The following is a 20,336-nucleotide window of genomic DNA, read 5'->3' as shown; positions in this document are numbered from 1 at the left end:
GCTGTCCTACCGGGAGCTTCGTCCTATCTGGAGCAGCGACACACCGCCGCCTACCTGCTCAGCATGCCTCGGTCACGATGAAAATGGCTCAGCAATCCATCGCGACCTCGGACAAGCTCGACGCCTCGGTGCTCAAGGTGGCCGGGGTCGTGGTCCTCGGCGCGATCATGTCGATCCTCGACGTGACGGTCGTCAGCGTCGCACTGCCGACCTTCCAGCGTGAGTTCGACGCGACCTACGCCGAGGTCGCCTGGACGATGACCGCCTACACGCTCGCGCTGGCCACGGTTATCCCGCTCAGCGGCTGGGCCGCCGACCGGTTCGGCACCAAGCGGCTCTACATGATCGCCCTGGCGCTGTTCACGATCGGGTCGGGCCTGTGCGCCAACGCCGACACGATCGGGCAGCTGATCGGCTACCGCGTGCTCCAGGGCCTCGGCGGCGGCATGCTCATGCCGCTGGGCATGACGATCATGACGCGGGCGGCCGGACCGCACCGGATCGGCCGGCTGATGGCCGTCCTCGGCATCCCGATGCTGCTCGGGCCCATCGGGGGCCCCATCCTCGGCGGCTGGCTGATCGACGTCGCGAGCTGGCACTGGATCTTCCTGATCAACCTGCCGATCGGCGTCGCGGCAATCGTCTACGCCGCCCTGGCGCTGCCGAAGGACAACCCCGAGCCCTCCGAGTCGTTCGACTTCCTCGGCATGCTGATGCTCTCGCCGGGCCTCGCCCTCTTCCTCTACGGCGTCTCCTCGCTGCCCGAGACCGGCACGTTCGCCGACACCGAGGTGTGGGCGCCCATGCTGGTCGGTGGCGTGCTCCTCGTCGCCTTCGTCGTCTACTCCTTCCGGTCCCGGCACCCCCTGCTCGACCTGCGGCTGTTCGCCAACCGCAACCTCACCGTCGCGACGGTGACCATGTTCGTGTTCATCATCGCGTTCATGGGCGCGGGCCTGCTCTTCCCGAGCTACTTCCTGCAGATCCGCGGCGAGTCGACGCTGACCGCCGGCCTGCTGATGGCACCGCAGGGCATCGGCGCGATGGTGACGATGCCGGTGGCCGGGATGCTGGCCGACCGGGTCCCCGTCGGCCGTACCGTGCCGTTCGCCCTGGCACTCATCGCCGTCGGGTTCTTCACCTTCACCCAGGTCGACCCGCAGACGTCGTACGTGCTGCTCTGCGGGTCGCTGTTCGTCATGGGCCTCGGCATGGGCGGCACCATGATGCCGGTCATGACCTCGGCGCTGAAGACCCTGACGGCTCACGAGGTGGCCCGCGGCTCCACCCTGGTCAACATCATCCAGCAGATCGGCGGGTCCGTCGGCGCCGCGGTGATGTCGGTGATCCTCACCAACGAGCTGAAGGGCTCCCGGCCGGTCCCCGGGGTGACCGACCCGAGCGGTGCGCCGGTGAGCGAGGCCCAGCTCGCCATCACCGTCCAGCAGCAGCCGGAGCTGGCCCAGCAGTTCCCGGTCGACCCGTCGCTCATCGCGCGTGGTCTCGACTTCGCCGCCGACTCGTTCGCCACCACCTTCGCGGTGGCGTTCGCGCTGGTGCTGGCGACGTTCGTCCCGGCCGCGTTCCTGCCCCGCCGGCGCGAGCCGTCGCACCTGCTCGACGACCAGCAGGCAGAGCCGGCGAAGGCTCCCGTCATCATCCACTGACGTGGCGCCCGGGCCCCCGGCTGATCGTCCGCGGGGCCCGGGACGCGCCGCTCACCCCGCCCTGGTCGGCTCGGGCGTGGGCCCGGTCGAGGCACTGCCACGGCGTGCGGCGACGACGCCGAAGGCGGCGGCGGTGAAGAACATCAGGATGCCGTAGATCGCGGGCGGCATGGCGATGTCGGTGTTGTCGAGCAGGGCCGGACTGAGCGCGATCGTGATGGCCAGGGTGGCGTTGTGGACGCCGATCTCGAACGACGAGGCGACCGAATCCCGGTGCCCGACGCGCAGCAGGCGCGGCGCCGCGTACCCGATGGCCAGGCTGAGCAGGTTGAACAGCAGGGCGACGAGGCCGACCGCGCCGATGGTGGCGGCGAGTTCGTCCTTGACGCCCAGCACCGCGCCGATGATCACGACGACGAGGACCACGACGGAGAGGATCTTCACCGATTTCTGCATGCGCGCGGCGAATGCCGGACGGCGACTGCGCACGAGCATGCCGATCGTGATCGGGACGAGCACCAGGGCGAAGACCTGGAGCACCTTGTCGAACTGCAGGCCGAGCGAGCTGCCCGAGCCCATGAACGCGGCGACGGAGAGGTTGACGATCAGGGGCAGCGTGAACAGGGCGAGCACCGAGTTGATGGCGGTCAGGGTGACGTTGAGCGCGACGTTGCCCTTGAACAGGTGGCTGTAGAGGCTGGCGGTGCTGCCGCCGGGGGAGGCGGCGAGCAGCATCATTCCGACCGCCAGCTCCGGGCGCAGGTCGGCGGCGAGCACCAGGCCCAGGCAGATGGCCGGCAGGATCAGCATCTGGCAGACCAGGGAGACGATCACGGCCCGGGGATAGGCGACGACGCGCTGGAAGTCCGCCACGGTGAGGGTGAGGCCGAGGCCGAGCATGACGATGCCCAACGCGACAGGGAAGAGCACGAGCGACAGTCCGGTACTCACGGCCGTGTGCCTCCTGATCGCGGTACCCAGGGATCACCGGATCCTCACACCACGGTGGTGCGCTCGCATCTTGCATCGTGCGAAGACCTTCGTCAATGGCCTCGTCGACCGGCGACGCCCGGGCGCCGGCCGGGGCGACGAGACCGGGCGACCGGTGGGTGAGGCGTCGTCGCCCCGGCGGCGGTGGCGTCCGACCTCGGCGACGTCCTCATCCGAGTTCCAGGCGCAGCCACGTCGCGAGGTCGCGGAGCTCGACGCGCACCGCCTCGGTCATGGCGTCGGTGAAGGGCACGTCCTGGTGGATCGCATCCACCCGCAGGACGCCCGCCCTGCGCTCCGCGGTGGCGTCGACCTTCCCGACGAGGCGGTCGTGGTGCAGGATCGGCAGGGCGAAATAGCCCCAGCGGCGCTTCGCCTTCGGCTTGTACATCTCCAGCAGGTACTCGAAGTCGAACAGGTCCGCGATCCGGGCCCGGTCGTGCACGAGACGGTCGAACGGGGAGAGCAGGGCGGTCCGCCCGCGAAACGGCTGCCCGAGCGCCGCCGGATCCACGCGCCACGTCCCCGGGACCCCCTCGACGACCGCCCGCTCACCAACCTGCCCGTGCGTACCGGACGCCGTCTCGCGGAGGATGCCCAGCGAACGCAGCCGTCGCTCGTCGCGGATGCGCCGGGCCTCGTCGAGCGGTACGGCGGTCAGGCCGGCCGGGTAGACCCGCTGCGCCACGTCCCAGAGGCGCTGCCGCCCCCGGCGGCCCGCGATCGCGACCTCGCCCCGCATCGTCAGGAACTCCAGCATCTGCGTGACGTTGCGGTTGTTGGTCCAGCCCGTCGACGGCCACGGCACCTGGCTCGTGTCGGGGACGTCGCGGGACGCCAGCGGGCCGCAGCTGTCGAGCCGCGCCAGGACGTCCCGGCGGAACCGGTCGTTGGCCCGCAGCCACTCTCGCTGCCTCTCGTGCTCAGGCCAGACCGCCATGCCGGCGAGATGAAGCGGCAGGTCGCTCATCGGCCGCACCATGGCGCCGTACTCGAACAGGGCCCGGTCCCGCTCCAGCGCCAGCTGGGTGTCCGCCGGCCGGTACGAGGCGCCGAGCCGGCTCCAGGCGACCAGGTCCACGTTCGGCGCCACGGCGGCGGTCGGGTCGATCTGCAACAGGGTGAGCTGCCGCACGAGCGCCAGCAGGTCCGTGGGGCGCGGCACGTCGAGCAGTTGTGCGCGTACGGCGATGCGCCGGGCCTGTCGGCGGTCGAGCGTGAGCATCCGCATCGGCCGAGACTAGCGACTGCCCGCCGTGCCCCGACCGACGTCGGCGGCGGGGCCGGTCGAGGCCGGATGCCTCGACCGACCCCGCCGGAGTCGCGGGTCGCCGACGTGGCGCCGTCACCCAGGTGGGGTCCCGGTCAGGCGCGTGACCACTTCTGGTTGGCGTCACCGGTGCAGTCCCACAGCTGGAGCTTGCCCCCGTTGTTGGGGTTGCGGTCCCGCACGTCGACGCAGCGGTTCGCGCTGAGGTTGACCAGGTCACCGGCGGCGTTGAGCGTGAAGCGTTGCGCCGGGTTGCCGTTGCAGGTGACGAGGTTGACCTCGGTGCCGTTCGCCGTGCCGGCCCAGGCCGGGTCCATGCACTTGCCCATCGCCCGGATCGTGCCGTCGGAGGCGAACGTCCAGGCCTGCGCGGCGGTGCCGTTGCAGTCCCAGATCTGCAGTTTGGCCCCGTCGACCGGGTTGGCGCTCGGGATGTCGATGCAGCGGCCGCTGAGCGCGCCCCGGATCGCGGTGGTGCCCGGCGGCGGGTTGCCGCCCGAGGTGTGGCCCGAGACGCGTACGTAGTCGACGAGCATCTGCTGCGGGAACTGCGTGGAGCCGTCCGGGTAGCCCGGCCAGTTCCCGCCCACCGCCACGTTGAGGATCATGAAGAACGGGTGGTCGAACACCCAGCGTTTGCCGCCCAGCCGACCCGGGTCGACCCGGTGGTACTCGACGCCGTCCAGGTACCAGATGATCGAGTTCGGTTCCCAGTCCACCCGGTAGGTGTGGAAGGCGTCGGCGAGCGGCTGGCCGATGGTGCGGCTGCCGGTGATGCCCCCGCCGCCCGAGTAGCCGGGGCCGTGGATGGTGCCGTAGACGGTGTTCGGCTCCCGGCCGATGTTCTCCATGATGTCGATCTCGCCCGCGTCCGGCCAGCCCACCCCGGCCATGTCGTTGCCGAGCATCCAGAAGGCCGGCCAGATGCCCTGACCGCGGGGGATCTTGATGCGGGCCTCGAAGCGGCCGTACGCCTGGGTGAACGTCGCCGCCGTGAGCAGCCGGGCCGAGGTGTACTCGCACCGGCCGTAGTGGCACTGGTAGTTGGCGGGATTCTCGCGACGGGCGGTGATGACCAGGTTGCCCTGGCCGTCGTGCACCGCGTTGCTCGTGCTGTTGGTGTAGTACTGCCGCTCGTTGTTGCCCCAGCCGCCACCGCCGATGTCGAAGCGCCACCTGCTCTGGTCGACGGGCGTGCCGGCGGGCGCGTTGAACTCGTCCTGCCAGGTGATCCCCCCGATGGCGGCCTGCGCCGGTTCGGGGTGGGCCGGCACGGTGAGGGCCGCGGTGGCACCGATGATCGCGGTCGCGGCGAGGGCGAGCGCCCACGGCCGTCGACGGGTACGGACTCCGGACATGTAGGACCTCCTTGGCAACTGCGCCGCCGCGGTGTCTCGCGGCGTCGATCGGCCGGTCGGTGCGGGTGTGACGGCGCGCGGGTGTCGGCTCAGCCGCGACGCCACTTCTGGTTGGCGCCGCCGACGCAGTCCCACAGGTGCAGGCGGGCGCCGTCGGAGTCGTTCCACTCCTTGATGTCGACGCACTTGTTCGCCTGCGGGTTGACCAGATCGCCGGCCGCCGAGAGGACGAACTGCTGGGCCGGGTTGCCGCTGCAGTTGGCGATCTGGATGGCCGCGCCATTGGCGGTGGATCCCCAGGCCACGTCCATACACTTGTTGTTCTGCGTACGCAGCGTGCCGCCGGTGAACGTCCACGACTGCGCGGCGGTGCCGTTGCAGGTCCAGGTCTGCAGGGGCACCCCGTCGGAGAAGTTCGAGTTCGGCACGTCGATGCAGCGGTTGTTCCAGTTGCTGATCAGCCGGCTCCCGCCGCCGCCACCGGTGGTCACCAGGGACAGCCCGTAGACGCCGAGGATCTCGTTGACCGGCTGGAACCAGGTCGTGCCGCCCGTGGAGCAGTTGCCGGATCCGCCGGAGGTAACGCCCTGGGCCTGGTTGCCGGAGACCCAGGCCCCGCCGGAGTCGCCGCCCTCGGCGCAGGCGTTGCTGCGGGTCAGGCCCGACACCGCACCCTGCGGGTAGTTGACGGTCTCGTTGCGACCCAGGATGGTCCCGCAGCGCCAGCCGGTCGTACGCCCGGAGCGGCAGACCGAGCTGCCGATCGCCGCGTCCTGCGAGCCGGCGACCGTCACGTTGCCGCCCGAGTAGTTGTTCACCCAGGGCTGCGGCGTCCAGGAGCCGTTGGTGCGCACCCACCCGTAGTCGTTGCCGGGGAACGACGATCCGGCGAAGGTGCCCTGCGAGACGTTGTTGAAGCCGAGGGTCGGGCTGCCGACGCCGCCGCAGTGGCCCGCGGTGACGAAGCCGCCGACGACGGCGAAGCCGACCGAGCAGAGGGTGTTGCCGTTGATCACATACTGGTCGCCGCCGCGGATGTCGTGGAGCGGCCGGGGCGCGTCGGTGGCCGTGACCACCCGGACCGCGTCCGTGGGCACGCCGCTGGCCCTGGCGTACGCGATCGCCTCGTCGGCGGCGCCCGCCCGGGCCGTCACGACGAGGCTGTTGCGGGCGACGTCGACGTGCCAGCCGTGGATGTCGCGGGGGTCGGCGGCGGCGGTGCGCCGGTCGAGGGCGCGCTTGAGCGCGTCGAGGGCGCGCTCGCTGCGGGCGACGACCGCGACGTCGGCACCCTCGGCGCGGACGGCCGGGGCGAGCGCCGCGTCCGTGACGGCCACGGTGAGGCGCTGCCCGCCGGACGGGATCCACGCGCCGGCGAACGCCGCGCCGAGCTTCGCGCGCAGCCGGCGCTCGACGACCGGTGCCGCCGCCTCGGTGCGCAGGCGCTCGTCGACCTGAGCGCGGGTGAGGCCGAGGTCGCGGCGCATCGCCTCGACCAGGGCGGGACTGGGGCCGGCCGTGGCCGCCGCGGCGGGGGCCGGGTCGGCGGGGGGAGTGTCGCTCGCGTGGCCCGCCGCCGGGGTGAGGCCGAGGAGCAGGAGGCCGGCGGCGGCGGGAACGAGCATGCGCAGTCTTCGAGACAAGAGGATCTCCCGGTGCGGCGAGGGTGACGGACGGACTTAGAGAGCGCTCTCTGAAAGAAGTCTGTCGATGCCCCAGCGCATCTGTCAAGAAGGTTGCCAGTTGTGGCCCCGGTGTCGCCCTCGGCGACGGCCCGGGCCCCGTGCGCATCCCGACCCGCGGGCGGCGGGGGTGCCGAGACGGGGTCGGATCAGGCGGTGGAGAGCAGGCCGCGTGCCGCCTGGACCTGGTCGACCGCCCGGCGGAGGGCGGCCACGATGCGGTCCTCACCGGCGGCACCCAGCCGGGCCACCGGCACCGACAGGCTGATCGCGTCGGTCGCCGGCGCCGCCAGGGGTACGGCCGTCGCGAAGCAGACGATGCCCTCGGTGTTCTCCTCGCGGTCCACCGCGTAGCCGCGCTCCCGCACGGCGGCCAGTTCGGCGCGCAGCGCGTCGGGGTCGGTGACGGTGTGCGGGGTGAGCGCGGGCAGCGGCCAGGTCAGCAATCCGTCCATCGCGTCGTCCGGGCGCTCGGCGAGCAGCGCCTTGCCCAGCGCGGTGGCGTGGGCGGGCAGTTGCCGGCCGATCGCGCTGTAGAGCCGCAGCGGGTGCACCGACTCGCGCTTGGCGAGGTAGACGATGTGCGCGCCGTCCAGCCGCCCGAGGTGCACGGTCTCGCCGAACTGTCGGGACAGCTCGTCGAGCACCCCGCCGAGCAGGCCCACGGTGTCGTCGCTGGTGAGGTACGCGGCGCCGACCTGGAGCGCGCGTACCCCGAGCCCGAAGCGGGTGCCGGTCGGATCGCTCTCCACCCAGCCGCGCTGGGCCATGGTGCGCAGGATGCCGTGCAGGCTGCTCTTCGGGATGTCCAGCGCGCGGGCCAGGTCGACCAGGGAGCGGCGCTGCGGCGAGGCGGCCAGCGCCTCGAGCACCTCCAGCGTCCGCGTGGAGGACTTCACCGGTTGGAACCCGCCGGGCAGCGTCATGACGGCCACTGTAGCGGGGTTGACAGCCCGGCCGACGCGGCTAGGGTCACGTATGTGACTGACGTACAGAATGGTGAACAGAGAGACGCGGTCGTCGGGGCCGTCGGCGCGGCCCGGATCCTGCCGGTCGTCGTGCTCGACGACGCCCGCGACGGCGCCCCGTTGGCCGACGCGCTGGTGCGGGGCGGGTTGCGCTGCGCCGAGGTGACCTTCCGCACCGACGCCGCGGCAGAGGCGATCCGCGTCATGTCCGAGCGGCCCGACCTGCTCGTCGGCGCCGGCACCGTGCTGACCCCGGCCCAGGCCGACCGGGCCGTCGAGGCGGGCGCCCGGTTCGTCGTCACCCCCGGGTTCTCCCCGGCGGTGGTCCGGTGCTGCCAGGAGCTGGGCGTGCCCGTCTTCCCCGGCGTCGCCACCGGCACCGAGATCCAGATGGCCCTCGACGCCGGCCTCGACACGGTCAAGTTCTTCCCCGCCGAGCAGCTCGGCGGCGTCGGGATGATCAAGGCGCTCGCCGCGCCGTACCGTTCGGTGCGGTTCATCCCGACCGGCGGGGTCAACACCGGCAACCTCGCCGACTACCTCGCCCTGCCCGCCGTGCTGGCGGTCGGCGGCACCTGGATGGTCGCTCCCGACCTGCTCGCCGACGGGCGTTGGGACGAGGTCACCGCCCGCACCGCCGCGGCCGTCGAGGCCGCCCGATCCACCGTGGAGGGCTGAGCGGTGCTGTCGATCCGTCCGGCCGGCGAGTGCCGCTACGACCTGGTCTCCCTGGGCGAGATCATGCTGCGGCTCGACCCGGGCGAGGGCCGGGTGCGCACGGCCCGCACGTTCCGCGCCTGGGAGGGCGGCGGGGAGTACAACGTGGCGCGCGGCCTGCGCCGCTGCTTCGGGCTGCGCACCGCCGTGGTCACCGCGTTCGCCGACAACGAGGTGGGTCGGCTGCTCGAGGACCTCGTGCTCCAGGGCGGGGTGGACACGTCCCTGGTGACCTGGCTGCCCTACGACGGGGTGGGCCGCGCCGTGCGCAACGGCCTCAACTTCACCGAGCGCGGCTTCGGCGTCCGGGGGGCCGTCGGCACCTCCGACCGCGGCCACAGCGCCGCCAGCCAGCTCCGGCCCGACCAGGTGGACTGGGACCACCTGTTCGGCACGCTGGGGGTGCGGTGGCTGCACACCGGCGGCATCTACGCCGCACTGTCCGAGACCACCCCGGAGACGATGGAGGCGGCGATGGCCGCCGCCGCCCGGCACGGCACCGTCGTGTCGTACGACCTGAACTACCGGCCCAGCCTCTGGAAGGCGGTCGGCGGGCAGGAGCGCGCGCGGGAGGTCAACCGCCGGCTGGCCCGCTACGTCGACGTGATGATCGGCAACGAGGAGGACTTCACCGCCTCGCTGGGCTTCGAGGTGCCCGGCACCGACGCCTCGCTGTCCGAGCTGGAGGTGGCCAACTTCAAGCGGATGATCGAGGCGGTCACCAAGGAGTACGACAACTTCAGCGTCGTCGCCACCACGCTGCGTACGGTGCGCACCGCCACCGTCAACGACTGGGGCGCGATCGCCTGGGCCGACGGGCGGTTCGCCGAGGCGACCCACCGACCCGGCCTGGAGATCATGGACCGGGTCGGCGGCGGCGACAGCTTCGCCTCCGGCCTGATCTACGGGCTGCTCGAGAAGGGCGACCTGGCCACGGCCGTCGAGTACGGCGCGGCGCACGGCGCGCTGGCCATGACGACGCCCGGCGACACCTCGATGGCCAGCCTCCGGGAGGTCGAGGCGCTCGTCCGGGGCGCCGGCGCGCGCGTGCAGCGCTGACCGGCGATCCCGCTCACTCCCCGGTGAAGTGCGGCTCGCGCCGGTCGAGGAAGGCCCGCACCGCCTCGTCGTGGTCGCGGGTCTGGTGCGCCAGCGCCTGCATCGCGGCGGAGAGTTCCAGGATGCTGTCGAGGCTCTGGTGCTGGGCCTCGCGCAGCAGCTTCTTGGCCATCCGTACGGCGTGCGGGGGGTTCGCGGCCACCCGGTCGGCGAGCCGGCGCGCCTCGGCGAGCAGTTCCCCGTGCGGCACGACCCGGGAGACCAGCCCCCACTGGAGGGCCGTCGCGGCGTCGACCCGGTCCCCGGTCAGCACCATCTCGGCGGCCCGGGCGGCGCCGACGGCGCGGGGCAGCAGCCAGGCGCCGCCATCGCCGGGGATGATGCCGAGCTTGACGAAGCTCTCGGCGAAGAACGCCCGCTCCGAGGCGATCCGCAGGTCGCACATCAGCGCCAGGTCGCAGCCGGCCCCGACCGCCGCTCCGTTCACCGCCGCGATGAGCGGCACGTCGCACGCGTACATCGCCCGGGGGATCCGCTGGATGCCCCGGCGGTAGCCGTCGCGCAGCTCGTGCGGGGCCCCGCCGAAGAGGCCGACCCGCTCCGCCATGTCCTTGATGTTGCCGCCCGCGGAGAAGGCGCTGCCGGCGCCGGTGAGGATGACCGCCCGGACCCCCCGGTCGGCGTTGACCGCGTCGACCCGGGCGACCAGGGCGTCGATCACCTCGTCGCCGGAGACGGGGTTGCGCGACTCCGGCAGGTTGAGCGTCCACGTTTCGACGGAGCCGTCCCGCTCGACGAGAACCGGGTCGTCCACGCGCGTCTCCTCGGTGTGCTGGTGATCTGGTCCGCCCCCGAAACCAACCACACGCCGGTGCGCCGGGCAAGACGGGGGCCGCCCTGCCCGGGCAGCGCCGCCGCCCGGGGTGGGCCGGCGTCATGACCTCGGACACCGCTGAGCGCGACGACCGGACCACGCCCGGAGCGTTCGAGGTCACCCCCGACGTCCACCGCGTGCCGCTGCCGCTGCCGTCGCCTGACCCGCCCGCGGGCGGGTCAGCGCGGGGCAGGGCGGTGCCCCTACGATCGGCGTATGGCGCTGTTGTACCGGGCGGAGATGCACCCCACGAAGTTCGCGCTCCTGGCGGCGTGGCTGCCGGGCCGCCCCTGGTACCAGGGGCCGGTCGACGCCGACGTCGAGCGCGTGGCGGCCTACCGGTTCGACGACCCCGCCGGTGCCGTGGGGGTGGAGACCCTGCTCGTCAGGGCCGGCGACGGGCCGATCCACCAGGTCCCGCTCACCTACCGGGGCGCACCCCTGGAGGGCGGCGACGACTGGCTGGTCGGCACCACCGAGCACTCCGTGCTCGGCCGCCGCTGGGTCTACGACGCCTGCGCGGATCCCGTCTACGCCGCGCCGCTGGCCGCTGCCGTGCTCGCCGACGCCGGGCAGGCGCAGGAGTTCTTCGAGGTCGACGGCCGGCGGGAATACCGCGAGCTGTCGATGACCATCGCCGGCAGCGGCCCCCGGGGCGCCGACGTCCCGCCCGTCGGCGCCGTACGCCGCGTGGTGGAGGACGACCTCACCCTCGTCGTCACCGATGCCGTGGAGCTGGCCGTCGTCCGCCGCCCGGGCGACGGCACCGCGTCGGACGGTGCCGTGCTGACCGGCACGTGGAGCGGCCAGCCGAGCCCGCTGCCGCTGGCCTACGCCCGCCGCCGCTGACCGGGACGCACCACGCCGGCCGTCCGGCCGGTGCCGGGCGGGCATCGCCGCGTACGGCTCGTCGACGGGGTCGCCCGGTGGGCGGGAAGCCGGCGCGCTCAGACGACCGTGACCGGGTGCCGGACGATCCCGTCGAACAGGTAGCCGAGGGTGTTGTGCTCGGCCAGTTCGGGCTGGCGGGCCCCGGTGCTGTCGGTGGCGCGGGCCCGCAGCGTCCAGCGGCCCGGCCCCGGCGGGCGCCACAGCGCCGTCCACCGCTGCCACGGCCCGCCGTCGTCGTCCGCCACGAGGTCGGCGGGTCGCCACTCGTCACGGTCGTCGGTGCTGATCTCGACCCGCCGGACCGGACCGTTGCCGGACCAGGACCGGCCGCGCAGCAGCACGCTCACGCCAGCCGGTATCCGGGCGTCCCAGGGCAGCTCGAAGGCGCTCTTGACGACCTGGGTCGTCAGGGGTCCACCGGCGTCGGGACGGCCGGGACCGAACATGCGGTAGAACTGGGTGTTCCACGGTGAGAACAGGGCGGTCGCGGAGACCTCCACGGGGCCGACCCACTTGATCGACGAGATCCCGATCCAGCCCGGAACCACCACCCGTACCGGGAACCCGTGGTCGGCCGGCAGCGGGGCGCCGTTCATCTCGTACGCGAGCAGCACGTCGTCGAGCGCCTTGCCGATCGGCAAGGGTCGGCGCACCCGGCCGAGGTTCACGCCGCCGGTGACGTACTCCGGGTCCAGGCCCTCGGGCATCACGTCGACGGCGGCGTCGGTGAGGCCGGCGTGGCGCAGCACGGTGGCCAGCCGTACACCCCGCCACCGGGCGACCCCGACGGCGCCGAGCCCCCAGGACACCCCCGGGGCCGACTGCCCCTGCTGGGCGGCGAAGAAGAGGCGACCGTTGCCCGCGCACTCGATGAGCGCGGTGGTCTCCTCGGCCGGCATGGCACGAAGATCCCGGTAGCCGAACCGGACCGGGTGGTCCCGGGTCGGTGCGCCCCGCAGGCCGGTGCCGAAGAGGCTCAGTCGCCACGCGTCGGCGTCGAGCAGCGGGGTGCACGTGTGGTTCCGGACGAAGAACCGGTCGTTCGGCACGACCTGGCCCTGCCCGGCCATGGCCTCCCAGCACATCTCGGCGTTGCTGCCCAGCCGGACCAGTCGTCCCGCGGGCAGCGGCTTGACGATCGACGACCCGCCGGACGCGTCGGAGGCCGCTGGCGTGGGGCCCGGGTCCACGCCGACCGGATCCGGCGTGACGCCGACCGGGTCGCGTTCGTCGGCCACGGCGGCCAGTGCGCCCATCGCGGTGCCGAGCTGGAACAGCCGCTCACGGGGCACCGCGTCGCCCCGGGCCTCGCCGGCCAGCCACTGGCTCGCGCGTCGGGCGTCGTGGCCGACCTCGTCGGGGGGAAGAGGATGTGTCACGCGGATTGCCCTCCGACTCGACCGGCACGTCAACTCCTATTGAAGCAATGGGAGTTCGGGCCGGACGAGGCGCGGTCGGCCACGAGGCGCGGCCGGCCCCCGGGGCGAGGGGACCGGCCGCGACGTGGGGCGGGGGCAGCTCAGCCCCAGATGGCGCTGGCCCACTCCGGATGGTCGACGAACGGGTTGCGGTTGCCCTGCCAGCGCTCGTAGATCCGCTGGTTGCGGCGCTTCTCGAACGCGTCCGGCGGGTCGGCCTGGTTCCACTGCAGCAGCACCGACATCTTGCCGTGGTACGGCGCGGTGCCGTTGTTGACCGACTGGTTCAGCTCCAGGTTGGGCCAGCCGTCGGTGCCCTCGTACCGGATCGCCATGTACATGATCATGCGCGCCACGTCGCCCTTGACGGCGTTGCGCGGCTCCCACGAGTCGGCGTCGGTGTAGCAGCCGGGCGCCTCGGCGACCGGGCTGCCGCCGTTGTCGAAGTCCTTGTTGCCGCGCGTCGAGTTCACCGAGACGTCGGTCGGTCGCAGGTGGTGCACGTCGGTTCCCGGCCCGGTCGCGGTGCCGAAGTCGCCGTGCGACTTGGCCCAGACGTGCTCGCGGTTCCAGTCGTTGACGCCGCCGCCGTTGCTGGTCTTGCTCTGGGAGCGACCGGTGTAGAGCAGGACGACGTTGCTGCTGTTCGCGGGGTCCTGGTCGGTGTCGCGCAGCGCCTCCCACACCTGGTCGTAGGAGAGCTTCGTCTGCACCTTGATGATCGAGTGCAGCGAGCTGCGCAGCGCCGTGCCGGACTTGCCGATCGCGTTGGCGTAGTAGGTGGAGTCGTGGTCGCCGCCGGGCACCGGGGTGGCGGTCGGGGCCGGGGTCGGCGACTGGCTCGGTGAGGGAATGGTGCCGCCGAGGGTCATCGCCGTCGGGTTCTTCAGGCCGCCGTGGCTGAAGTACGCGGTGAGCGCGCCGGTGGCGGTGATCCGCTGGCCCCGCAGGCCGGGGTTGGTGAGCAGCCCGAACGTGCTGCGGTAGGCGGCGGTGACCTGGACGTAGAGCATCCTGCTCGTCCCGGTCTCGGCCGCCGTGTCGGCGATCGCGATCGCGGTGTCCGAGGTGAAGCCGGACCTGAGCACGGTCGTGGTGCTGGTCGGCTGGCCGATGACGTAACCGGTCACGGCGGCCGTCCGACCGTCCTGCGCGGCGAGCGCCTGGGCGACGGTCAGGGTGGTGGCGGCCGACGCCGCCGCCGTCACCGCCACGGGTGCCACCAGCACCACGGCCAGCGCGAACGCCATCGCCAGCCTTCTGGGCCCCGAGCGGGTACTGCTCCTCATATTCATGAGCAGCGATGCTAGTGGTGCGGACACCAACGTCGGGAGAGCGGAAGCGTAACTTTCGGCGAGCCGCGCACGGACGGTGGGCCGGTGGGCCCGCCCCGGCGCGGCCGGCACCCGCCGGACACCGGACCGGGCGGCGGCGGACCGCGGCGGTGCGCCATCCCGCCGGGGGTAGGCTGACCTGCGTGGATCACGAAGACCGCATCGCCCTCTTCCTCGACTACGAGAACCTCGCGCTGGGGGCCCGCGACCACCTCGGCGGCGTGGCCTTCGACTTCCGGCCCATCGCCGACGCCCTCGCCGAGCGCGGCCGGGTGGTGGTGCGCCGGGCGTACGCGGACTGGTCGTACTTCGACGAGGACCGGCGGATGCTCACCCGGTCACACGTCGAACTCATCGAGATTCCCCAGCGGATGGGGGCCTCGCGCAAGAACGCCGCCGACATCAAGATGGCCGTGGACGCGGTCGAGCTGGCCTTCGAGCGCGGATACATCTCGACCTTCGTCATCTGCACCGGCGACAGCGACTTCACCCCGCTGGTCCACAAGCTGCGCGAGCTGAACAAGCGCGTCATCGGCGTCGGGGTGGAGAACTCGACCTCGGCGCTGCTGCCGCCCGCGTGCGACGAGTTCCTCTACTACGACCGGCTGGAGGGCGTCGACATCCCTCCCGCCCGGGTCCGACGGGGCCGCCCGGCCCGTCTGCCCAGTCCCGACGTGCCGCGGGTGGAGCAGGAGCCCGAGCCGCAGCCGACGGCCGAGGAGACCGCCCGGGACGTGGACACGCTCGCCGTGTTCGTGGCCCAGACCGTCGCCGGCCTCCAGGGCAGTTCGAGCGGCGAGGTGACCGCCTCGACGCTGAAGCGCACCCTGCTGCGCAAGGACCCGACGTTCAGCGAGTCCGACTACGGGTTCCGCACCTTCGGGGAGCTCATGCGGCACCTCGCGGGGCACAACGTGGTCGAGCTGGCGGAGGGACCCGCCAAGGGCGACCCCGAGGTCTCCCTGCCCGAGCACGGCGACCGCGAGGTGGCGTTCGGGCTGCTCGGCTCGGTGGTGGCGGACCTGGCCGGCGACGAGGGGGCGGTCGCCCTCTCCGGGCTGAAGAACCAGCTGCGCCGCGCGCGGTCCGACTTCAGTGAGAAGAAGCTGGGTTACCGCAGCTTCCTGCAGTTCTGCAAGGCGGCCGCCACCAGCGGCGTGGTCGAGCTGCGGTGGAGCCCCGAGGCCGACGACTACCTGCTCACCCCACGGGCCGCCTGAGCACCTCCTCCGGCGCTGCCGACCGGCGTCAGCGGATGCGTCGGCGGCGGCGACGAGTGCGAGGGCCCGCTGCGCGGTCGCGTCCGCCGTGCCCGGCCCGGCTCACGGGCCGGGCCGGGCACGTGTGGGCTCAGGGGATGGTCACGCCGTAGGCGGCCAGGATCTCGGTGATCGGTTGGTAGTAGGTGGTGCCGCCGGTGGTGCAGTTGCCGCTGCCGCCGGAGAGGATGCCGAGGATCAACCCCGTGCCGGGCACGTAGAGCGGCCCGCCGCTGTCGCCGGGCTCGGCGCAGATGTTGGTCCGGATCAGGCCGGAGACGGCGCCGCCGGGGAAGTTCACGGTCACGTTGAGCCCGGTGACCGTGCCGCAGCGTACGCCGGTCGTCGAGCCGCTGCGGCAGACCGTCTGGCCGATGACGGCGTTGCCGGCGCCGTTGATCGTGACCAGGCCGGGGTAGGTGTAGACGGCGCTGGGGTGGGCGACCAGGCTCGTGTAGCGGACCAGGCCGAAGTCGTTGCCGGGGAAGCTGCTGCCCACCCGGCTGCCGAGGAGGGTGGTCTGCGCGCTGTTGGCGTACCAGGTCGCGCCGGCGGCGGTGCAGTGCCCGGCGGTGACGAAGTAGTAGGTGCTGCCGCTGCGGACGTTGGCGCCGAGGGAGCACCGCCCGCCGCCGCCGTAGACGGCCTGCCCGGCGGCGATGAGCAGGCGCAGCTCACCCGGCTCGTGACGGAGCACCGCACCGGCCCGGGCGGCGGTCACCCGCAGCGCGGCCAGGTTCCGGGCGGAGACGGTGTCGTCCACGGTCAGGGTCATCCGGCCGGTGGCGGGGTCGAGCCCCCAGGCGGTGCCGGCGGTGCGGACCTGCGCGAGCGTGGCCGCGGCACGGGCGGCGTCGGCGTGGCCGGGGGTGGGGACGGCGTGCGCGGGCGCCGGCAGGCCGAGCAGCAGCCCGGCGAGCAGGAGCAGGGCGAGCGGGAAACGACGCATCGAACCTCCATAGATTCGTCTCTGTCGATTCCCTACAGGATCCACCCCCGACGTGACACGGACAAGCGGCCCGTCGGTCCGGCTACGGCAACGGGTGGCAGATGTCGCGGGCGTGGTCGGTGAGGGCCGCGCCGACCACGGTCGCCTCCAGCGGCAGCACCTCCAGGCAGCGGCGTACGGCGGCGGCCATCAGGGCGTTCGGCACCCGCATGGACAGCGTGCAGTGCGGCACCCAGCGGCCCGGCCGATAGTGCTCGACCAGCGCGATGCCCGCCTCGGCCAGCCTGTCGTGCACGCGGGCGTGGTGCGCGAGCAGTTCGACGGTGGGGGTGGGGCCCAGCCACAGCACCCGGCCGACGAACTGCCCGGCGTGCGCGAAGCTCAGCCGCAGCGGCGCCGCCACCACCGTCCCGCGCAGCGCCGCCGCGACCCGCTCCGGATCGAAGCGGGGCGCGACGGCGAGCGAGACGTGCGGCCGGTGACGCTGCTCCAGCAGCGACCGCATGCTCTGCACGCCCTCGGACTCCAGCGCGTCCCAGAGCACCCGGATCCTGCGGGTGGCGTCGGTGTCCAGGTAGAGCTCCAGCGCCGCGACCACATGATCACTCTAGGGTCGCGGCGGTCACGGCACGACGACGGCCCGGCCCTCCAGCGTGCCGTCGCGCATCCTGCGGTACGCGACGACCGCCTCGTCCAGGGAGAAGGTGCTGGTCTTCGGCTTCACCAGGCCCCGGGCACCGAGGTCGAGCACCTCGATGAGTTCCGGCCGGCTACCCCAGTACGTGGTCTGGATGCTCACCTCGTACGGCACGGAGAAGAAGCCCACCGGCAGGGTGCCGCCGCCGATGCCGACGATGGTGAGGTCGCCGACGGTGCGGGCGGCGGCGGCGCCGAGCGCGAGGGTGGCGTCGGCGCCGACGAAGTCCAGGACCACGTCGGCGCCCCGACCGCCGGTGGCCTGGCGGATCTCTTGGGCGGTGTCGTCGCCGGAGAGCATCGTGAGGTCGGCGCCGCACTCCTCGCCGAGCCGCAGCGCCTCCTCGCGGGTGTCCACGGCGATCACCCGGACGGCGGTGGTGGCCTTGAGGATCTGCACGCCGACGTGCCCGAGCCCGCCGACGCCGATGACCACGGCCGTGCTGGTCGGGCCGAGCTTCGCCACGGAGCGCCGGATCGCGTGGTACGGGGTGAGTCCGGCGTCGGTCAGCGGCGCCGCCAGCACCGGGTCGAGCCCGTCGGGCAGCGGCACGACCTGCCGGGCCTGCGGGACCAGCATGTACTCGGCCATGCCGCCGTCCAGGCCGAGGCCGCCGCCCCCGCCGGGCACCGGCGCCTCGGCGACGTTCTCGCAGTACGGGTCGACGCCCACCTGGCAGCGGGCGCAGGTGCCGCAGCCCCACGGCCCGTACACGGCCACCGGCTGGCCGACCGTCAGCCCGCTCACCCCGTCGCCGAGGGCGTGCACCCAGCCGGCGTTCTCGTGGCCGAGGGTGAACGGCGGGTTCCAGGGCACCGCGCCGGCCTCGAAGTCGTGCATCAGGTGCAGGTCGGAGTGGCAGGCGCCCGCGCCGCCGATCTTCACCACCACCTGACCCGGGCCCGGGGTCGGCTCGTCGACCTCGACCAGTTCGGGCTCGGACTTCCAGTTCGGCAACCGCAGTGCGCGCATGGGGCGCCTCCCGTTCTCCCGTTTCCGGTCCACCTGCCGGCTGCCCGTTCGGCGACCGCCCAAACGGCCCTGCCACCCGCCCCGGCTCATCCGTGCGGGTGAGCCGCCGCGCGCGTCGCGGTCAGGCAGGCGCGCCGCCGGGAGCGCGACCGCCCACGGCACAGCGCGCGGTCAGCCCGCGTCGACGCCGGTCGGTGCGGCAGGGGGCGGTGGCCCCTGCGCCGGCGGGACGTCGGCCGGGCCGGATCGCGACGGTCGCGTGGGTGTCTCCGTCGCCGCGGGCCGCGGTGCGGTGGGCCCGGCACCCGGTCGGCCGGTCGGGTCGGCTCCGGGCCGTCCCGTCGCGCCGGCGCCCGGTCGGCCGGTGGGGGATGCTCCGGGCCGTTCGGTCGGCGCGGCTCCCGGCCGTTCGGTGGGGGCGGCTCCGGGCCGGTCGGACGGGCTGCCGTGCGGCACGGGCGTCCCCGGCTCGTCGGCCAGCACCCGCTCGCAGTAGCCGGGCACCTCCTCGCGCCCACCAGCGGCGCGGATCAGGTCGGCGAAGGCGGCGTCGTCCGAGGCGTCGCCGCCGCCCGCCCGGTAGTCCTGGCACGACTTCCGTACCGCCGCGTCCGGCTCCGGGCGGCCCTGAACGCCGCCCGTCGGGGCGGGCGGTCGGTCCGGTGCCGCCGTTCGGGAGGCGTCGGCGGTGGGGGAGTGCGCGGGAGCGGTGGTGGGCGCGGGGGCCCGTAGCGGGTGGGGCAGCGCGCCCCCGGTGGCGGCGAGGGCCACCCCGCCCGTGAGGGCGAGGGCGACGCCGGCCAACGCGGCGCGGACGCCGAACCCCGCGAGGGCGGGGCGGCGGACGCTCGGCAGGACGGGAGGGTTCCCGGCCCGGGCCAGTCGGTAGGCCCGTACGGCGGCCTCCTCCCCGGTCAGCTCGTCGGGGTGCGGGGCGGCGCGCGCCGCCGTCAACAGCGACGCGACGGGCCGCGGACCGTCCTGCGGGTCGGGGACGAGACCACCGAGCAGCCGCTCGGCGGTTTCCTGGTCCATCCGGTGTTCTTTCATCTCGTGTCCCTCAGCGCCACCGGTCGCCCGGTCGTCACACGGTCGGACTGTGACCTGCGACAAGCACAGGTGCAGCAGGACGCGGGCGCACCGACCGGCTGACCGCCCCGACAACGAACGCGACCCCGCGCGCCGGGTTTCTGCCAGCGGTTGCCGATTCGTCCGGTCCGGGGTGGACTGAACTACATGGGTGTGATCAGGGTGGGCACGTCGTCCTGGGCGGATCGGATGCTGCTGCGCTCGGGCTGGTATCCCCGCGCGGCGAACACCCCGGCCGGGCGGCTCGACTTCTATGCCGGGCGCTTCCCGCTGGTCGAGGTGGACACGTCCTACTACGCGATCCCCGTGCCGGAGACGACGCGGGGCTGGATCGACGCCACGCCCGAGGGCTTCACCTTCGACGTCAAGGCGTTCAGCCTCTTCACCGGTCACCCCACACCGGTGGCGGCGCTGCCCCGCGACCTGCGCCCGGCCGGCGGCCCGAGCCGGATCCGCCGCCGGGACCTGCCGGCGGCCGCGTACGACGAGCTGTGGGACCGGTTCCGGGCGGCGCTGGACCCGATCGCGGCGGCCGACCGCCTCGGCGCCGTCCTGTTGCAGTTCCCGCCGTGGCTGGCCCGGGGGGCCGCGGCCGAGCGGCGCATCGCCGAACTGGCCGAGCGCTGCCGGCCCTGGCAGGTCGCCGTCGAACTGCGCCACGGGTCCTGGTTCGACGGCACGGCGGCGCTGGACACGCTCGCGTTCCTCCGCGAGCACGGGCTGTCGTTCGTCTGCGTCGACATGCCGCAGGGGCACCCCTCGTCGGTCCCGCCGATCCTGTTCGCCACGGCGGAGCTGGCGGTCGTCCGCTTCCACGGGCACAGCACCGCCTGGGAGACGGGGGGCAAGGAGGAGAAGTTCCGCTACGCGTACGGCGACGAGGAGCTCCGCCGCTGGTCGGAGCTCCTGGTCGAGCTGGCCGGGCAGGCGGGGGAGCTGCACGCGCTGTTCAACAACTGCTGCGGTGACCAGGCCCAGCGTGACGCCGCCCGCCTCGCCGAGCTGCTGGGCGTGGAGCCGGCGGGGCGGGGCCGGCCGGAGCGGGCGGGAGCCGGGTCAGCCTCCTGACCACGCCGCGTCCGGCCCGGACGGGGAGGTTTTCCGACCGACCCCACGGGTACCGCCGGGGGCGTGAGCGACGG

Annotated in this window: 18 protein-coding genes; 6 read left to right on the top strand and 12 right to left on the bottom strand. The window is 73.4% G+C overall.

The window, feature by feature from the left end; genetic code table 11:
- Positions 1-83 precede the first annotated feature (83 nt).
- Positions 84-1,667 carry a DHA2 family efflux MFS transporter permease subunit gene (locus V6U77_RS21610; protein ID WP_334608305.1) on the top strand — a complete coding sequence of 528 codons (1,584 nt, stop codon included), beginning with the start codon at positions 84-86 and terminating at the stop codon, positions 1,665-1,667.
- Between the two features lie 51 nt (positions 1,668-1,718).
- Here the strand turns inward: V6U77_RS21610 and V6U77_RS21605 are convergent, their stop codons facing one another.
- The 5 genes from V6U77_RS21605 to V6U77_RS21585 form a co-directional block, all read right to left on the bottom strand.
- On the bottom strand, positions 1,719-2,618 hold the full coding sequence (locus V6U77_RS21605) for a bile acid:sodium symporter family protein (protein WP_334608303.1): 900 nt from the start codon (positions 2,616-2,618) through the stop codon (positions 1,719-1,721).
- A gap of 208 nt (positions 2,619-2,826) precedes the next feature.
- Positions 2,827-3,888, bottom strand: a complete 1,062-nt coding sequence (locus V6U77_RS21600) for a DNA glycosylase AlkZ-like family protein (protein ID WP_334608300.1) — start codon at positions 3,886-3,888, stop codon at positions 2,827-2,829.
- Positions 3,889-4,022: 134 nt separating this feature from the next.
- On the bottom strand, positions 4,023-5,285 hold the full coding sequence (locus tag V6U77_RS21595; RefSeq protein WP_334608296.1) for a ricin-type beta-trefoil lectin domain protein: 1,263 nt from the start codon (positions 5,283-5,285) through the stop codon (positions 4,023-4,025).
- Between the two features lie 89 nt (positions 5,286-5,374).
- Positions 5,375-6,928: a ricin-type beta-trefoil lectin domain protein gene (locus tag V6U77_RS21590; protein WP_442934475.1), complete on the bottom strand. Its 1,554-nt coding sequence runs from the start codon at positions 6,926-6,928 to the stop codon at positions 5,375-5,377.
- Positions 6,929-7,116: 188 nt separating this feature from the next.
- A complete protein-coding gene (locus V6U77_RS21585; RefSeq protein WP_334608292.1) occupies positions 7,117-7,893 on the bottom strand; it encodes an IclR family transcriptional regulator in 777 nt (258 codons plus the stop codon).
- A gap of 54 nt (positions 7,894-7,947) precedes the next feature.
- Here V6U77_RS21585 and eda point away from each other — a divergent pair, with 54 nt between their 5' ends.
- Together eda and V6U77_RS21575 are read left to right on the top strand one after the other, a co-directional pair.
- Positions 7,948-8,613 (top strand): bifunctional 4-hydroxy-2-oxoglutarate aldolase/2-dehydro-3-deoxy-phosphogluconate aldolase, encoded by a 666-nt coding sequence (gene eda / locus V6U77_RS21580; protein ID WP_334608290.1) that lies wholly within the window; start codon positions 7,948-7,950, stop codon positions 8,611-8,613.
- A 3-nt stretch (positions 8,614-8,616) separates the two neighbouring features.
- The gene (locus V6U77_RS21575) at positions 8,617-9,711 is read left to right on the top strand and encodes a sugar kinase (protein WP_334608288.1); all 1,095 of its coding nucleotides are present in this window, start codon (positions 8,617-8,619) and stop codon (positions 9,709-9,711) included.
- Between the two features lie 13 nt (positions 9,712-9,724).
- Here V6U77_RS21575 and V6U77_RS21570 read toward each other — a convergent pair whose 3' ends face one another.
- Positions 9,725-10,525 carry a crotonase/enoyl-CoA hydratase family protein gene (locus V6U77_RS21570; RefSeq protein ID WP_334608286.1) on the bottom strand — a complete coding sequence of 267 codons (801 nt, stop codon included), beginning with the start codon at positions 10,523-10,525 and terminating at the stop codon, positions 9,725-9,727.
- A 276-nt stretch (positions 10,526-10,801) separates the two neighbouring features.
- Between V6U77_RS21570 and V6U77_RS21565 the strand changes: the two genes are divergently transcribed.
- Positions 10,802-11,434 (top strand): CG0192-related protein, encoded by a 633-nt coding sequence (locus V6U77_RS21565; RefSeq protein WP_334608285.1) that lies wholly within the window; start codon positions 10,802-10,804, stop codon positions 11,432-11,434.
- A gap of 98 nt (positions 11,435-11,532) precedes the next feature.
- On the opposite strand, the gene V6U77_RS21560 is transcribed toward V6U77_RS21565, so the two are convergent.
- Positions 11,533-12,855: a sulfite oxidase gene (locus V6U77_RS21560; protein ID WP_334608283.1), complete on the bottom strand. Its 1,323-nt coding sequence runs from the start codon at positions 12,853-12,855 to the stop codon at positions 11,533-11,535.
- Between the two features lie 140 nt (positions 12,856-12,995).
- Positions 12,996-14,144 carry an endonuclease gene (locus V6U77_RS21555; RefSeq protein WP_334608282.1) on the bottom strand — a complete coding sequence of 383 codons (1,149 nt, stop codon included), beginning with the start codon at positions 14,142-14,144 and terminating at the stop codon, positions 12,996-12,998.
- 227 nt (positions 14,145-14,371) lie between these two features.
- On the opposite strand from V6U77_RS21555, the gene V6U77_RS21550 reads away from it, so the two are divergent.
- Entirely contained in the window at positions 14,372-15,448 is a 1,077-nt protein-coding gene (locus tag V6U77_RS21550; protein WP_334608278.1) for a PIN domain-containing protein, read from the top strand.
- Positions 15,449-15,578: 130 nt separating this feature from the next.
- Here V6U77_RS21550 and V6U77_RS21545 read toward each other — a convergent pair whose 3' ends face one another.
- The 4 genes from V6U77_RS21545 to V6U77_RS21530 all read right to left on the bottom strand — a co-directional run bounded on the left by V6U77_RS21545 (position 15,579) and on the right by V6U77_RS21530 (position 19,140).
- Positions 15,579-16,436 carry a S1 family peptidase gene (locus V6U77_RS21545; protein ID WP_334608277.1) on the bottom strand — a complete coding sequence of 286 codons (858 nt, stop codon included), beginning with the start codon at positions 16,434-16,436 and terminating at the stop codon, positions 15,579-15,581.
- An 82-nt stretch (positions 16,437-16,518) separates the two neighbouring features.
- Positions 16,519-17,034 (bottom strand): 2'-5' RNA ligase family protein, encoded by a 516-nt coding sequence (locus V6U77_RS21540; protein WP_334608276.1) that lies wholly within the window; start codon positions 17,032-17,034, stop codon positions 16,519-16,521.
- 24 nt (positions 17,035-17,058) lie between these two features.
- A complete protein-coding gene (locus V6U77_RS21535) occupies positions 17,059-18,105 on the bottom strand; it encodes an NAD(P)-dependent alcohol dehydrogenase (protein ID WP_334608275.1) in 1,047 nt (348 codons plus the stop codon).
- Positions 18,106-18,276: 171 nt separating this feature from the next.
- Complete coding sequence (locus V6U77_RS21530) at positions 18,277-19,140, bottom strand: hypothetical protein (RefSeq protein WP_334608273.1); 864 nt, start codon at positions 19,138-19,140, stop codon at positions 18,277-18,279.
- Between the two features lie 201 nt (positions 19,141-19,341).
- On the opposite strand from V6U77_RS21530, the gene V6U77_RS21525 reads away from it, so the two are divergent.
- Positions 19,342-20,262, top strand: a complete 921-nt coding sequence (locus V6U77_RS21525) for a DUF72 domain-containing protein (RefSeq protein ID WP_334608272.1) — start codon at positions 19,342-19,344, stop codon at positions 20,260-20,262.
- Positions 20,263-20,336 lie beyond the last annotated feature (74 nt).

This window comes from Micromonospora sp. CPCC 205546, assembly GCF_036902715.1.
Classification (GTDB): domain Bacteria; phylum Actinomycetota; class Actinomycetes; order Mycobacteriales; family Micromonosporaceae; genus Micromonospora.
The sequence above is the reverse complement of the archived record's forward strand: the minus strand, read 5'-3'. Positions and strand labels throughout refer to the sequence as shown.